A 14,957-nucleotide genomic window follows, 5' to 3' on the forward strand; every position below is an offset into this window, starting at 1 on the left:
CCCGGGGAGCTGCCGCCGATCGGGGCCGCAGGTGTCGCTACTCCCCCACGCCCGCCAGGTCGCGCAGCCGGCGCGCCTGGGCGGCCCGCTCGGCGCGGCGCTGCTCCTCGTAGGTACGGTCCGCGGCGCCGGCCAGCAGCACCTTGGTCTCGATGACGGCATCGCGCGGCGGGGCGACCAGCGCGGCGGCCAGATCGGCGACCGCGGCGTCGAGTTCGGCTCCGGGCACCACGAGGTTGGCCAGGCCGGTCCGCTCGGCCTCCTCGGCGTGCACAAAGCGCCCGGTGGCGCAGATCTCCAGCGCCCGGGCGTAGCCGACCAGTCCGACCAGGGGGTGGGTGCCGGTCAGGTCCGGTACCAGCCCCAGGCTGGTCTCGCGCATGGCGAACTGCACGTCGTCGGCGACCACCCGCAGATCGCAGGCGAGCGCCAACTGGAAGCCCGCGCCGATGGCGTGCCCCTGGACGGCGGCGATGGACACCAGGTCGCCGCGCCGCCACCAGGTGAACGCCTCCTGGTACTCGGCGATCGTGGCGTCCAGTGCGTCGTCCGTGCCGCGCGCCAGATCGATGAACGACGGCTCACCGTCGAAGCCTTCGGGGGTGAACGCCTGCCGGTCGAGGCCCGCGGAGAAGGACTTGCCCTCACCGCGCAGCACCGCGACCCGGATGTTTCCCGGCAGCAGTGAGCCCGCCTCGGCCAGCGCCCGCCACATGGCCGGCGACTGCGCATTGCGCTTGGCCGCGTTGGCGAGGGTCACCGTGGCGATGGCACCGTCCACGGTGAGCCGCACGCCGTCCTTGTCGAGCAGAGTCATGAGCGCCTCCGAGTCAGCCATCCGCACCTGCGTGCGTAAGTGACTGCACGGTAACCTCCCGGCCGACGGTGCGGTCGGCCGGGGGGCTCCGCTGCTACCCGGAGTCGCGGCTGTCAGGCCGAGGCGGCCTTCTTGCCCCTCGTGGCTCCGCCACGACCGCGCAGAACCACACCGGATTCGCTGAGCATCCGGTGCACGAATCCATAGGAGCGACCGGTTTCCTCGGCCAGCGCCCGGATGCTCGCTCCGGAGTCGTACTTCTTCTTCAGGTCTGCCGCGAGCTTCTCGCGCGCGGCGCCGGTTACCCGGCTGCCCTTCTTCAGAGTCTCGGCCACCCGTGCCTCCTCATGGGAAGTGCGCTCTGGACTCTCATGATCACCCCTCCCCGGCTTCCTGGCCACCCATTCCACAGGGTCAGTACGACATCCTTTGCCCGCGGAAGCCCCGCCAGGCGGGCCGGAATCACCGATTCCATCTGTCCGGAGGGTTGTCGCGGCGCCACTCTCTGCAAGAAACGGCAGGTCAGCTGGCCTATGACCGGAGAAGTGAGGCTCAAGCCCCGGAAATCGGGGCGGATCGCGCAGGCTCGCCGGTGTACGAGCCGTTCTCACTCAGATGATGGATCACACGTCGGCCGAATGATCCATACGGCATGATCCCGGCGCCGTGACGGCACCCTGGCGCCCGCTACGTCCCACCACGGCGCAACCGGTCCGCCGGCCAGGCGGCCAGGCGGCCAGGCGGTCAGGAGACCAGGCGGTCAGGCCAGTGCGACCAGGTCTGCGTAGTCCTGGCCCCACAGGTCCTCCACGCCGTCCGGGAGCAGGATGATCCGCTCCGGCTGCAGTGCGTCCACCGCGCCCTCGTCGTGCGTCACCAGGACCACCGCGCCGGAGAAGGTGCGCAGCGCACCGAGGATCTCCTCGCGGCTGGCCGGGTCGAGGTTGTTGGTGGGCTCGTCGAGCAGTAGGACGTTCGCGGAGGAGACCACCAGGGTCGCGAGCGCGAGGCGGGTCTTCTCGCCGCCGGAGAGGACACCGGCCGGCTTGTCGACGTCGTCACCGGAGAACAGGAAGGAGCCCAGCACCTTGCGGACGGCGACCAGGTCCATGTCCGGCGCGGCGGAGCGCATGTTCTCCAGGACCGTGCGGTCGGGGTCCAGGGTCTCGTGCTCCTGGGCGTAGTAGCCCAGCTTCAGGCCGTGACCGGGGACGACCGCGCCGGTGTCCGGCGTCTCGACGCCCGCGAGCAGCCGCAGCAGGGTGGTCTTGCCGGCGCCGTTGAGGCCCAGGATGACGACCCGGGAGCCCTTGTCGATGGCCAGGTCGACGTCGGTGAAGATCTCCAGGGAGCCGTAGGACTTCGACAGGCCCTCGGCCGTCAGGGGCGTCTTGCCGCACGGGGCCGGGTCCGGGAAGCGCAGCTTGGCGACCTTGTCGGAGGCACGCACCGCCTCCAGACCGGCGAGCAGCTTGTCGGCGCGCTTGGCCATGTTCTGGGCGGCGACGGTCTTGGTGGCCTTGGCCCGCATCTTGTCGGCCTGGGAGTTGAGCGCCGCGGCCTTCTTCTCGGCGTTCGCGCGCTCACGCTTGCGACGCTTCTCGTCGGCCTCGCGCTGCTGCTGGTAGAGCTTCCAGCCCATGTTGTAGATGTCGATCTGGGAGCGGTTGGCGTCCAGATAGAAGACCTTGTTGACGACGGTCTCGACCAGGTCGACGTCGTGCGAGATGACGATGAAGCCGCCGCGGTAGGTCTTGAGGTAGTCGCGCAGCCAGACGATGGAGTCGGCGTCGAGGTGGTTGGTCGGCTCGTCCAGGAGCAAGGTGTCGGAGTCCGAGAAGAGGATCCGGGCCAGCTCGACGCGGCGGCGCTGACCACCGGAGAGGGTGTGCAGCGGCTGGCCGAGGATGCGGTCGGGCAGGCCGAGGCTGGCGGCGATGGTCGCCGCCTCCGCCTCGGCGGCGTACCCGCCCTTGGTGAGGAACTCGGTCTCCAGGCGCTCGTACTTCTTCATCGCCTTGTCGCGGGTGGCGCCCTTGCCGTTGGCCATCCGGTCCTCGTTCTCGCGCATCTTGCGCAGCACGGTGTCCAGATCGCGGGCGGAGAGGATGCGGTCGCGGGCCAGCACGTCCAGGTCGCCGGTGCGCGGGTCCTGCGGCAGGTAGCCGACCTGGCCACCGCGGGTGACCGTGCCGGAGGCGGGGATGCCCTCGCCGGCCAGCACCTTGGTCAGGGTGGTCTTGCCGGCGCCGTTGCGGCCGACCAGGCCGACGCGGTCGCCCTTGGCGATGCGGAAGGAGGCGGACTCGATGAGGACGCGGGCGCCGGCACGCAGCTCAAGGCCGGAGGCGGTGATCACGGGAATACTCCAGGGCAGGAAGACGGCGGATGGGACGGTCCGAGAGCGGGCTGCGCCGTCTAATGAACCCAGAGGAGAACTGCCATACGAGGCAGTCTAACGGGCCCATGCAAGTTGTTTTTCCGCTCCGCCGCGGGCGGCGGGGTGACCCGCGCCACCGGCCGGAGCGCCGGGTGCGACGGTGCGCCGGCCGTCGTCCGGGACGGGGCCGGCGCCGCGCGCCGCGGTGGCCACCGGCAGGGCGAGGAGGGCGGCGGCGAGGGGGAGCACAACGGGGCCGAGGCGCGCGGGGCGCCGGGCGGGCGGGGCGGACGGGGCGGGGGGTGCGGTCACCGGGTCCCTTCGTCGGACGGTCGTCGGGAGGCTCAGCGGGAAGCGCGGGGAGGGCCGTCGGGCACCTGCGGGACTGCGCGGGCACGCCGCGGTCGGGCGACGAGCGTAGCGGGGTGCCCCGGCCACCGGGGGCGGGCCGCGGCGACACGGCGGGGGCCGCCGTGCGGCGTCCCCCATTCGGCCGACACGGCGGTGCACCGCGGTGGCCGGAGCGCGGTGCGCGGGCGGCACGGCGACGGCGGGAAAGCGGGCGGCGTACGGCACGGCGGTGGCGGGGACCGCGGGCGGCGCACGGCATCTGAGGGCCCGTCCTTCTGAGGGTCCGTCCGCGCCCCGTGTCCCGCCCGGCCGGGCGGGGCGTCCCGGCGCCGACGGGCGTTGTCAGACCCCGGTGCCACACTGTGATCCAGGACACAGATGGCCTGGTCCGTGCTGAACGAAAGGTCCGGTGACCCCATGGCAGACGCGACGGCGGGCACCCCGACGATGTATCCGACGGTGCTCTACGCAGATGCGCAGGCCGCCATCCGGCAGCTGACGGAGGCGTTCGGCTTCACCGTCGGCGCGCAGTACGAGACCGAGGAGGGCACCGTGCTGCATGCCGAACTCTCCTACGGCAACGGCACGGTGATGCTCGGTTCGAAGGGCCGCGGCGGGGTCTTCGCCGAGGCGATGGAGGACGCCGGGCCGGTCGGCGTCTACGTCCTGGTCGAGGACACCGACGCGCACTTCGCCCGGGCCGAGCGGGCGGGTGCGGAGATCCTGATGCGGCCCACCGACCAGGACTACGGCTCGCGCGACTACCTGGCGCGGGACGCCGAGGGCAATGTGTGGAGCTTCGGGACCTACGCCCCGGCCGGCGCCGGGGCCTGAACCATGGCCCGGGACGGGCCGGCCCGGGGCGTAGATCCGGGGAGCTCACACCCCGCCGGTGTGCACCTGGAACGCCGCGCGGCGGACGGCCTTGGCGAGCGCCGGATCCGGGTGCGCCGCGGCCAGCGCCACCAGCACCTGCACGGTACGGGGGTGCCCGACGGCGCGTACCTCCGCCAGCAGGCGCGGGACCGAGCCCTGGACCGCCGAGTCCAGGTGACGGACCAGCAGCTGGGTCTCGCCGTGGTCGGCGACCGCCGCCGCGGTGTCCACCCACAGCCAGGTCGACTCCTCGCGGGTGAGCACGTCCGTCGCGGTCTCCGGGTCGCCGCCCTCGTGCTCGACCAGCCACAGCAGGGCGTAGGGGCGCAGGCCCGGCTCGTCGGCGGCGGCGCGCACGGCGGGCTCGGCCGGAGCGCCGACCGCGCGCAGCGCCTCGAAGGCCAGCCCGCGCAGCAGCGCGTCCTCACCGCGGGCCACGGCCAGCAGCTCCTCCACGGCGGCGCCGACGGAGCGGGCGGCGAGCCAGGCGCGGTACTCGGTACGGGCCGGCCCCGGGGTCAGCCGGGCGCAGCCGCGCAGCATCGCCTCGGCGGACTGCTCGATATGGCCGGCCGGGCTCTGTGCGGCGACGCAGATCTGCTCCAGCTTGACCCACACTGACCAGTTGCCGAGCGGGGTCAGCTGTGCTTCGGACGCCTCGCCGGCACCGCGGAAGGTGCCCGTCTGCGCGCCCTCCGGCGGCGTCAGCGCCCCGACGGTCAACAGCGCGTCCAGCGCCCAGCCCAGCAGCTCGGCCAGCGACGCCCCCGCGGCGTCGTCGGCCGGCTCACCGGTGGCGCCGACGTCCTCGCCGCCGGGGGCCGGGTCGTGCCCGTAGGGGACCTCGCAGCGCTCGGTCCGCAGTTCGGCGACCCGCTGGTCGAGCATGTCCAGCAGCACCGGCAGCCGTACCGGACCGGCCGACAGGTGCAGCAGGGACAGCAGCTGCGGCAGCGCCTCGACGACCTCGGCGACGATCGCGGGGCCGGCGCCGGACGGGGCGGGACGGGCCAGCGACCAGGCGTCGAAGAGCGCGACCCAGCCGCGCAGCACGGCCGTGTCGTCGCGGTCCCAGGCGCGCAGCCGCCAGCCGGGCCGGACCAGGCCGTCGTGCAGTTCGACGAGGCCGGCGAGCCGGGCCAGGTCCCAGTCGGTACGGACCTGCTGCGGGGTCAGGCCCAGGGCTTCGGCGGCGCGTTCCCCGGCGGCGGCCGGCAGCGCTCCGTCGGGGCCGGCGCGCAGGGCGCCGGCCGGGCCGCCCGCGGCGCCGGGGCTGTCGGCCCAGCGCGCGAGCCGGGCCGCGCCGGCCAGCACGGCGCGGGCCTGCCGCGCCAGTTCCGCGGGCGGCGGAGTGCCCTCCGGCGGGCGGGGGGCCGGGCGCCTGGTCCGGGTGGTCACCGCCCGGCGGGCGGCCGCAACCGGTTGACGGGGGACGAGTCGGAGCCTGGAGTCGCGCGGAGTACGGGACGTCACAGGAGCAGTCTTGCCGCTGACGGCCCGAAAGCCCAATCGGAACCCGGCTTGCCGTCCAGTGGAGCCCGGTCACCGCCCCGACCCGTCCCCGATAGGGGGAGTTGTCCCCCCGTACTCCGGGCCGTCACCCACAGGGCGCCGACCGGGCCCGCGGCGGCTACATCAGCGGGGTGAGGAAGCGGCGCAGGGCCTCTTCGTAGCGGGCGGGGTCGGCGTTCCACATCGCTGCGTGCGGCGCGTGCGGAACCGGTTGGAGGGTGATCAGCTCGGGACGGCGGGCGGCGAAGGAACGGGACGCGGTCCAAGGGGCGATGAGGTCGTCGGGGCCGTGGAAGAGCAGGGTCGGGATGCCCAGGGCGGCCGGATCGGCGGCGTCCGCGGGCCGGTGGACGGGCATCCCCGTGGTGCCCTCGACGGCCCGGACGGCCAGCGGCAGCAGGGCCCGCGGGACCCCCCGGGAGGCGGCCAGCGCGCGGACCGTGGCGTGCCGGTCGAGGACGGGCGAGTCCAGGATCAGTCCGCTGATCCGGTCGCGCAGCGCGGAGCGGGCGGCGGCGCGCAGCGCCATGGTCGCGCCCGTGGACCAGCCGTAGAGGACGATGTCGCGGGCGCCGTAGCGGACGGCGTAGCGGATCGCCGCGTCCAGGTCGCGCCATTCGGTGTCGCCGAGGTGGGTGATGCCGTCGACGGTGCGCGGGGCTCCGGGGTCGTTGCGGTAGGCCAGGTCCAGCACCGGCAGCCGGTGGCGGTGCAGGAACGGCATGATCACCATGGGGTGCTCGCGGGTGGTGCCCAGGCCGTGTGCGGTGATGACCCAGGTGTCCCGCACGGCGGGTACGAACCACGCCGGGAGCGGCCCGAGTTCGCCGGGGATGTCGACGTCGGCGCAGTCGAGGCCGAGGGCGTCGCGGGGGTTGCCGATGTGCACCTGTGGGGTGAGCCGCATCCGGCTGCCGGGGCGGAGGGTGCCGTGGGTGATCCGCTCCAGGCGGCGTACGACGGCGTCGACCGGGTGCGGTGCGCCGTGTACGACGGGGCCGACCACGGCGTGGCAGCCGGCGCCGGTGAGGCCGTAGGTCCCCGGCCGTAGCGCCGCCAGGCTGCGGGTGAGGGCGATGCGCCGCTCGGTGACCGAGTGCACGGTGAGGCGGGAGTCGCCCGGCAGGGGGTGGTCGGGCGACGGTTTCAGGGCCATGTCGCCGGCGTACCGGCCGACCGCCACGGCGGCCGCCCCGGCACCGATGACGGTGACGGCGGCCACGGCCGCCGCGGTACCCAGACGCACCTCACCAGTGTGCGCAGCGGCGCCGGATGCGGCCACTTGGCGCAGTCGGTGGAGTGAGCGGCGGGCCGCCGCTCACTCCACCGCTGCCGGGCCGCCGCTCGGCTCAGCGCCGCTGGCCGTAGCCGCGCAGCCGCTCGCCGGCCGCGGCCAACTGCTCGGCGGAGAGCAGGCTGGGGGTGTGCCCCGGCACGGACCGGGCCAGCAGCCAGACCCGGCACATCCACTCCAGCTGGGCGGTGCGGTCCAGCGCCTGGTCGAGGCCGTCGCCGTAGGTGACGGTGCCGTGGTTCTGCAGCAGTGCGCCGGTGCGGTCGCGGAGGGCGTCGAGCAGGTGCGCGGCGAGCTCGTCGCTGCCGTAGAGGGCGTACGGGGCGACGCGTACGGGCCCGCCGAGCGCCCCGGCCATGTAGTGGACGGGCGGGAGTTCGGGGACGAGGGTGGAGACGGCGGTGGCGTACGGGGCGTGGGTGTGCACGACGGCGGCGGCCGTGGTGCTGCGGTAGACCGCCAGGTGCAGCGGGAGTTCGCTGGTCGGCCGGAGCGAGCCGATGATCTGGCGGCCGTCGAGGTCGACGGCGGTGAGGTCACCGGCGCCGAGCCGGTCGTAGGGGACGCCGCTGGGGGTGACCAGGACCAGGTCCTTGATGCGGCGTGAGACATTGCCCGAGGTGCCGACGACCAGGCCGTCGGTGACGGTGCGACGAGCGGTGGCGACCAGTTCGCTCCAGGCGTCGGCGAGCAGGTCGGGATGGTCCTTCATGGGTCCTCCGGCGCGGTGCGGGCGAGTGCGGATGCAGTGCGCGCCACCGTACGAGCAGGCCGGGGAAAAAGGGTCGCGGGCCTGCCCCTCCAGTATCCGCCCCGGCGGGGCACCTCTCACCACGAGCGGGTCCCACCAGGGGCGCAGCTGGCCGGAGTCCGACGGTGTGGTGTGGATCACCCCTACGGTCGGAGTGGGCATCCGCTGGGGCGGCCGTGGCTGCGCCCTTCCCCGGCGCCCTCCCCGGCTCCGCTCCCCGGGCCGGCGCATACCACCGGCGCCCTCCAAGGCCGGAGCGCCCGGCGCACCGCCCAGCACAGGAAGTTTGCCAACGGGTGAGGCGGAAGTGACCAGAGAGGCATCTCCGCGTGAACCCTGCGGGGGTGTCACCACTGCGCTGGCCCGAGTTCACTTTCCGTTCACCCGCTCTCCGTACGGTCCCAGCGACACTGACCTTCGAACTGATTGCCTGGGTGAATGGAACACATCACGCTTCTCATCGGGATCGTGATCGTCACGGCCTTGGTGTTCGACTTTACGAACGGCTTCCACGACACGGCCAACGCGATGGCCACCACCATTTCCACCGGGGCATTGCGACCCAAGACCGCGGTGGCGATGTCCGCAGGGCTCAACCTCGTCGGTGCGTTCCTGTCCGTGGAGGTGGCCAAGACCATCTCCGGCGGCATCATCGACGAGAGCGCCGGCATCAGACCAGAAGTGATCTTCGCCGGTCTGGTCGGCGCCATCATCTGGAACCTGCTGACCTGGCTGGCGGGTCTCCCCTCCAGCTCCTCCCACGCACTGTTCGGCGGTCTGATCGGCGCGACGCTGGTCTCCGTCGGCACCCACGGCGTGCACGGTGAAGCCGTGGTGATGAAGGTTCTGATCCCGGCCGTGGCCGCCCCGGTCGTCGCCGGTCTGGCCTCGATGGCCGCGACCCGACTCACCTACCGACTGGCCCGCAACCGCGACGAGGCGGACACCGCCAAGGGCTACCGCGCCGGGCAGATCGCCTCGGCCGCCCTGGTCTCGCTCGCCCACGGCACCAACGACGCCCAGAAGACGATGGGCGTGATCACCCTCGCGCTGATCACCGGCGGGGTGGTCGCCCCGCACGCCGACCCGCCGCTGTGGGTCATCGCCTCGGCCGGCCTGGCCATCGCGCTCGGCACGTACCTGGGCGGCTGGCGGATCATCCGCACGATGGGCAAGGGCATCACCGACATCCAGCCGCCGCAGGGCTTCGCCGCCCAGACCGGCGCCGCGGCCACCATCCTGGCCTCCTCCCACCTCGGCTTCGCGCTCTCCACCACCCAGGTCTGCTCCGGCTCCGTGATGGGCTCGGGCCTGGGCCGCAAGGGCGGCGTGGTGCGCTGGTCCACGGCCGGCCGGATGGTCGCCGCCTGGGGCCTGACGCTGCCGGCCGCCGGTGCGGTGGCCGCGGGCGCGGCGTTCCTGGCCGGCCAGGGCACCTGGGGCGTGACGGCGGTGGCGGTCCTCGCGCTCGCCATCAGCGGCGCGATCTGGCTCGCCTCCCGCCGCAGCACCATCGACCACACCAACGTCAACGAGGGTCCGGCCGCGGAGCCCGCCGGTGTGGTCACCGCCGCGCTGCGCACCGTCTCCCCTCCCCCGGTCGGGCAGGCGGCCCCGCAGTCCACCGAGGCGCCGGCCCCGGCGGCCGACGCCGCTCCCGCGCACGACCCCGCCCCCGCCCCGCGCGCCCAGGCCGCGACGGTCATCCGCTAGCGGCTCCCTCTCTAAGGAACACTCCATGAGCATCGACTGGGCAGCATTCGGTCAGGTCTTCGGCGTCAGCCTCGTGGTGACGGTCGGGATCGTGGGCCTGTTCACCGTCGGCATCGTCGGCACCTCGCGCAAGCCGGTCCGGGAGGGCGAGGCCGCGACGGCGAGCGCTCCCGGCGCGGGCGCGCGGGCCGGTGCGGTGGCCGCCTTCGCGCTGTGCGCGGCGGCCGTGGCCTACGGCATCTATCTGATCGTCGCCGGCTGACGCCCGCCGCGCACGGCGGCGGGCACAGCGGGCCCGGACGGCGCGAGGCGCCCGGTGGAGCACCCCCACGGCATCAGCCGTCGGGCTCCACCGGGCGCCTCGTTGGTTGTTCGCCCCGCCCGCTGAGCGCCTCGTCGGCCTCGCGGGCCAGTTCGTCGGCGATGGCCGTAGCGCCGCTGCCCGCCAGGTACTCGGAGACCCGGATCTGCACGACCTTGCTGAAGGTCTGGTAGTGCGCGCTGCGCGGGCGCGGTTCGGCCGCCCGCAGCGCCGCGTACAGCGTCCGGGTGTACGGCGGCTCCTGGCCCGGCCAGGGCGTCGGCGGTCCGCTGCTGCCCCGCTCGGCGCGTTCGGGCGGCAGCGGGCACACCGGCGCCTTCGCGGCCGTCCGGTAGGCCGAGTCACGGGTCGCCGCGAACCCCCGCTGGAGCAGGCACCGTTCGCTGCCCGGGCCGGTCAGCGCCTCGATCAGGGCGCGCGCCCCCTCGGGCCGCTTGCTGCCGGCCGAGATCGCCAGGTTCTGCCCGCCCAGCACCGACATCCGCCGGCCGTCTGTGGGCCGGGCCGGCAGCTCGGCGACGTCGAACTTCTCACCGGGGGTGAGCTTCTCGGCGACCGAGGCGTACTCCACCGGCCAGTTCCGCATGAACAGCGCCCGGCCGTCGGCGAACCAGCGCCGGCTCTCGGTCTCGTCCATCGTCAGCGCCTCGTGCGGCATGATCTCCAGCCGGTCCTTGAGGTCGGCGACGCCCTGCTGGAGCGCGCCGACCTGCTCGCCCTTGGTGAAGCTGGTGGCGTCCGGGTCACCGCCGTTGGCCCAGGCGGACTCCAGGGTGTTGACGGTCAGCCCCTCGTAGGGCCGCAGTTGGGCGACCATGCCGTACATCCGGCGGTCCTCGGGCACCTTGCCGTCCTTGGCCCGCGCGGCCAGCGCCCGGTTGTAGGCGCCGGCCACCTCGCGGGCGATGTTCTTCACCTCGCCCCAGTTGGACGGCGGTCGGTGGTGGCCGTACCGGGCGAGGAGGTCCTTGCGGTAGTAGAGCAGCCCGGCGTCGGTGTTGAAGGGGACCGCCCAGATCTTCCCTGCGTAGTCGACGGTCTTGCCGACGCTGTCGAGGAAGTCCCCGTCCAGGGCAGTGCCCCAGGGCCGGATGACGCCCGCCTCGGCGAACTCCGCGGTCCAGGCCACATCGAGGTTGAGCACGTCGTAGTCGCTGTTGCCGGACTGGCCCGCGGCCAGCAGCTGGCTGCGCTGCCCGTCGGCGGTGTCCGGCAGCTTGACGATCCGCACCTGGCGGCCGGTGCGCCGCTCGAAGGCCCGGATCAGGTCCTGGCGGACGCCGGTGCTGCTGAGGTCGCTGCCGGTGGCCAGCACGATCGGGCCCTTCTCGGGGCCGGGTGCCGGTCCGGACGTACAGCCGCCGGCCGCCACCGCCAGCAGCAGGGACAGCGCCGCGGCCGGTGTGGCGGTGCGGGGGCTGCTTCTCACCGGTCCTCCTTGCCCGCCGTGCCGATCGAGGCGATCAGCCCGGCCAGCAGGTCGAGTGCCTGCGGTCCGCCGGGCACGCACTGTCCGCCGGAGGCGTCGGCCAGCCCCTGGAGGATGAAGGTGTCGCAGCCCGCCCTGCCCAGCACCAGCGACAGCACCGGCACCACGGGCTTCTCCTTCAACAGTGCCCGCAGGGCCTGCTCGACGCCGGCCGCGCGCCGTGGGCCGCCGTCGTCCTCGTCGAGGATCAGCACGATGGCCTGGTTGCCGCCGGCCGACGTCTTCATCTCCCGTACCGCGGCGGTGAGCGCCTCCTCCATCGCCGCGCCGTGGTCGACGAGTTCGGCCGTGCCCCGCTTGGCGATCCGGTCCAGTACGGCCTTGCCGCGCGCCGGGTCGGCGGTGCCCAGCGGGACCGCCCGGAACACCGCGGACGGATCGTCGGGGTGCCCACGGTCGGGGAAGGTCCACAGGCCGTAGGTGTGGTGGGCGCCGACCATCTCCAGGGCGCGGCCGGCGGCGCCCAGCGCGACCGGGAGCCTCCCGCCGTCGGCCATCGAGGTGGAGGTGTCCATCAGGATCAGCAGCCGGCTGGAGCGCTGCGCCTTGTCGTAGCCGTCCAGCACCCGGGCGACCTGGTCGGCGCCGGCGGTGAACGGGGTGACCGGGGCGTCGAGGTGGGCGCCGGCGCGGCTGTTGCGCAGCGGCGAGTCCGGCGCCGGTGCGGGCACCGTGCCGTCCTTCCCGGGCACCCCGCGGTAGCCCTGCGCGGTGAGGATGCGCTGGCCGCCGGCCGGGTCGCGCAGCCAGCCGGCGAACCGGTCGGCCGCGGCCCGCCGCTCGGTGGCGTCCCTGGCGCCGCGCCAGTCCACCCGGATCAGCGGGTGGTCGAGCGCCGGGACGTTCCTGGGGTAGTACGCGGCGTAGCGGTCGGCGGGGGCGAGCGGGGTGTCCAGGGCGGGGCAACTGCCGACGGTGTGGCCGAGGTTGAAGTCGGCCAGCGACTTCTCGGAGACCAGCGGCGCGGAGCGGGCTCCCCGGCCGGTGCCGGGACGGCCCCCGTCCGGGGGCGGGCGCAGCGAGCACAGCAGCTCGGTGCTGTCGGCGTACTGGCTGCCCGGGGCGGACAGCCGCCGCTCGGCACCCTCGGCGAGGGTCCGGTCGGGGGCGCCCGAGGGGCCGATGGGCGAGCCGTCGCCGGCGAGGTAGAGGCCGATGGTGTGCAGCAGTCCGGTGCCGGACAGCACCGGGCTGGGGCGCAGCAGCTTGAGGTCGCGGTGCCCGCTGTCGGTGCCGGTGAGCAGGTCCTGCCAGGAGGCGTCGACCGGATCGGCGTCGTCCAGCTGCTGGTGGGCCGGGATGCCGACGACCAGTGGGCTGTAGGCGACCGGGCCGGTGTTGTGCAGCGCCGCCGGTGCGGGGGTGGGCGGCATCCCGCGGCGGGCCTCATCGTAGTCGGCGGTGGACTCCGGGATCCAGAGGTCGGGCTGGGGCCCCGGCCGGTTGAGCGGGTCGGTGCCCTTGGCCCCCGGCCCGCCCTGGCCGGAGCCCCGGGCCTCGCCCTGCCAGCGGGCGGCCGCCGCGAAGCCCTGGTCGACCTGGTCCTTGGCGGCGGAGTAGACGGTGATCTGGGCGCGCCGGCAGCCGTCCGGCAGATCGCCCTCGCCCTCCAGCGGCCGGGTGTTGGCATCGGACATCTCGTACGCGAACGCCGCCCGGCGCAGGGTGGGTTCGGACTCCGGGGCGGTCAGCAGCCGTAGTTCGAGGGCGGGCGGGCAGGCCGGCAGCGGCCGCAGCAGCTTCAGCGCGGTCAGCCCGGAGGCGGCGAGCACCAGGACGGTGAGCACGGCGAGCAGGGGCCTCCGCCACGGCCGGAGGTGCTGGTTGAACCAGCGGCGTAACCGGACCCGCGGCGGGGTGGGCAGCCGTACCTCGGGGGTGGCGAAGGACAGGATGACGTCATCGACGGTGTTCTGCTTCGCCGAGCGCGGCTCCCACACGTCACCCATCGGCGTCCGCTCGTCGGCGAGGCGGCCCCGCAGCTCCCGTACGAGGTCCTCGAAGGTGACGAAGCGCCGCCCGGGGATGCCGCATTCGAGGATCTGCACCAGGGCGCGGGTGAAGAGGGTGCCGCCGGCCGGCTCCTCCCCGCTGAAGATCCGGCGGTTGGGCTGGGCGGCCATCAGCAGGGACATGGGGCGGCTGTGGGAGTGGAAGGCGCCGCCGGCGTTGCCCGCGTAGCAGCACTCCAGGACGATCACGATGCGTTCGGCGCGGGCGCTGTCGAGGCAGGACAGCACGGCGTCCTGCCAGGAGACGGTGGTGTGGCTCCGGCCGGACACCGAGGCGCCGACCATCAGTTGGAGGTTGCCGCCGTCGCTGCCGACCCGGCCGTGACCGGAGAAGTGCACGAACAGCAGGCCGCGCGCCTCGTCGGCGGCGGTCTTCAGGGCCCGGCTGAGCTCCCACGGCTCGGTGGGCCGGCAGATGCCGACCTCATCCGCGGTGAACAGGTCGGTGCCGGTCAGGGCCCGCTTCAGCTCGGCGGGGTTGTCCTCCACCGCGGGCAGGGCGTCCAGCGTCGCGTAGTCGTGGACACCGATCAGCAGCGCCCGGTTGATCTTCCCCCGCGCGTCGTATTCGGACATCCGGCTCAGACCTCGCCGGTGCTGCCGCTCCCCTGCGCCGGGCTGCCGGGATCGGGGTGCCCGGAGCCGACCTCGTGCACCGCGCCGCCGGTGCCGGCCACGACGGCGGGCTCCTCGCCCTCGGCGCGCTCCTCCCTGCGGCGCCGCAGCCACTCCCGCAGTGCGATGCTCAGCCCCTTGGTGACCTCGGTGGCGACGGCCCCGACGAGCACCAGGACCAGATCGTCCACCCCGACGGCCATGTCGGCCGGTCGGGTGCGCCGCGCTCCGTCGGCACCGTCGGCCGCGTCCGCGGGCCGGGGCCGCTGGTGCCAGGAGTGCTCCTGGCGGGTCAGCCACGGTTCGCGCTCCAGCCAGGCCCGGAGGTCGTCGATGTCCTGCTGCGGATTGTTCGTGCCCGTGACCCGGATACGGATCTCCTGGTGCCCGGCGCGCTCCGGCATCCCCCAGCCCCCTTCCGGCGGCCCCTTCGCCACCGTGCACCAGATAGTGACGCGGGATCAGGGGCGCAGGCAACCGTCCGTGACGCCGCAGCCACCCTGTGGCGTGCGCCACAGCGCCGGACGCGGGGCAGCATCGCAGGTCAAGGGTGAGTTGACGGGCATTCGCGGGGCGTGGTGGACTGCCCGGGCCAATCGGCGACAGCAGAGGAAGTCCGGTGCGAATCCGGCGCGGTCCCGCCACTGTCACCGGGGAGCGTCCCTCCGACGAGGGCCACGGCCCGTACCCGTACGGGCTGGAAGGCCGGGGGCCACGCCGATCCGGGAGCCAGGAGACTCTGGTCGCCGTCACGTCGAGCCAGGGCGCGGACCCTGAGTGAGGACACCACCATGCCCGGCCGCCGTTCCAGAGCCCCCCGGCCCC

Annotated in this window: 12 protein-coding genes and 1 riboswitch; of the genes, 3 read left to right on the forward strand and 9 right to left on the reverse strand. The window is 74.1% G+C overall.

The genetic code is table 11. The annotated features are described in order from the left end of the window. Positions 1-37 precede the first annotated feature (37 nt). The 3 genes from AB0G84_RS15130 to AB0G84_RS15140 all read right to left on the reverse strand — a co-directional run bounded on the left by AB0G84_RS15130 (position 38) and on the right by AB0G84_RS15140 (position 3,176). Positions 38-817 carry an enoyl-CoA hydratase/isomerase family protein gene (locus AB0G84_RS15130; RefSeq protein ID WP_361320131.1) on the reverse strand — a complete coding sequence of 260 codons (780 nt, stop codon included), beginning with the start codon at positions 815-817 and terminating at the stop codon, positions 38-40. A gap of 113 nt (positions 818-930) precedes the next feature. Continuing rightward, on the reverse strand, positions 931-1,152 hold the full coding sequence (locus tag AB0G84_RS15135) for a helix-turn-helix domain-containing protein (RefSeq protein WP_006606369.1): 222 nt from the start codon (positions 1,150-1,152) through the stop codon (positions 931-933). A gap of 425 nt (positions 1,153-1,577) precedes the next feature. Beyond that, entirely contained in the window at positions 1,578-3,176 is a 1,599-nt protein-coding gene (locus tag AB0G84_RS15140; RefSeq protein ID WP_361320134.1) for an ABC-F family ATP-binding cassette domain-containing protein, read from the reverse strand. A gap of 789 nt (positions 3,177-3,965) precedes the next feature. Between AB0G84_RS15140 and AB0G84_RS15145 the strand changes: the two genes are divergently transcribed. Continuing rightward, positions 3,966-4,382 carry a VOC family protein gene (locus tag AB0G84_RS15145; RefSeq protein WP_361320137.1) on the forward strand — a complete coding sequence of 139 codons (417 nt, stop codon included), beginning with the start codon at positions 3,966-3,968 and terminating at the stop codon, positions 4,380-4,382. Between the two features lie 45 nt (positions 4,383-4,427). Here the strand turns inward: AB0G84_RS15145 and AB0G84_RS15150 are convergent, their stop codons facing one another. The 3 genes from AB0G84_RS15150 to AB0G84_RS15160 all read right to left on the reverse strand — a co-directional run bounded on the left by AB0G84_RS15150 (position 4,428) and on the right by AB0G84_RS15160 (position 7,942). Continuing rightward, positions 4,428-5,897: a hypothetical protein gene (locus tag AB0G84_RS15150; RefSeq protein ID WP_361320140.1), complete on the reverse strand. Its 1,470-nt coding sequence runs from the start codon at positions 5,895-5,897 to the stop codon at positions 4,428-4,430. A 157-nt stretch (positions 5,898-6,054) separates the two neighbouring features. Then, entirely contained in the window at positions 6,055-7,182 is a 1,128-nt protein-coding gene (locus tag AB0G84_RS15155; RefSeq protein WP_361320143.1) for a hypothetical protein, read from the reverse strand. Between the two features lie 103 nt (positions 7,183-7,285). After that, positions 7,286-7,942: a class II aldolase/adducin family protein gene (locus tag AB0G84_RS15160; RefSeq protein ID WP_361320146.1), complete on the reverse strand. Its 657-nt coding sequence runs from the start codon at positions 7,940-7,942 to the stop codon at positions 7,286-7,288. A 477-nt stretch (positions 7,943-8,419) separates the two neighbouring features. Between AB0G84_RS15160 and AB0G84_RS15165 the strand changes: the two genes are divergently transcribed. Together AB0G84_RS15165 and AB0G84_RS15170 are read left to right on the forward strand one after the other, a co-directional pair. Continuing rightward, positions 8,420-9,694: an inorganic phosphate transporter gene (locus AB0G84_RS15165; protein ID WP_361320149.1), complete on the forward strand. Its 1,275-nt coding sequence runs from the start codon at positions 8,420-8,422 to the stop codon at positions 9,692-9,694. A gap of 25 nt (positions 9,695-9,719) precedes the next feature. Next, positions 9,720-9,956, forward strand: a complete 237-nt coding sequence (locus tag AB0G84_RS15170) for a hypothetical protein (RefSeq protein ID WP_361320152.1) — start codon at positions 9,720-9,722, stop codon at positions 9,954-9,956. A gap of 73 nt (positions 9,957-10,029) precedes the next feature. Here AB0G84_RS15170 and AB0G84_RS15175 read toward each other — a convergent pair whose 3' ends face one another. The 3 genes from AB0G84_RS15175 to AB0G84_RS15185 are packed head-to-tail and all read right to left on the reverse strand — an operon-like array spanning position 10,030 to position 14,536. Beyond that, a complete protein-coding gene (locus tag AB0G84_RS15175) occupies positions 10,030-11,445 on the reverse strand; it encodes an extracellular solute-binding protein (RefSeq protein ID WP_361320154.1) in 1,416 nt (471 codons plus the stop codon). Continuing rightward, positions 11,442-14,093, reverse strand: coding sequence for a caspase family protein (locus AB0G84_RS15180; protein ID WP_361320156.1), 2,652 nt, complete (start codon positions 14,091-14,093; stop codon positions 11,442-11,444). The genes AB0G84_RS15175 and AB0G84_RS15180 overlap by 4 nt, the downstream gene beginning before the upstream one ends. A 5-nt stretch (positions 14,094-14,098) precedes the next feature. Further along, the gene (locus AB0G84_RS15185; protein ID WP_361320158.1) at positions 14,099-14,536 is read right to left on the reverse strand and encodes a hypothetical protein; all 438 of its coding nucleotides are present in this window, start codon (positions 14,534-14,536) and stop codon (positions 14,099-14,101) included. A gap of 203 nt (positions 14,537-14,739) precedes the next feature. Next, a riboswitch (cobalamin riboswitch) is annotated at positions 14,740-14,872 on the forward strand. The last annotated feature ends 85 nt before the right edge of the window (positions 14,873-14,957 follow it).

Source organism: Streptomyces sp. NPDC020742, assembly GCF_040641675.1.
Taxonomy (GTDB): domain Bacteria; phylum Actinomycetota; class Actinomycetes; order Streptomycetales; family Streptomycetaceae; genus Streptomyces.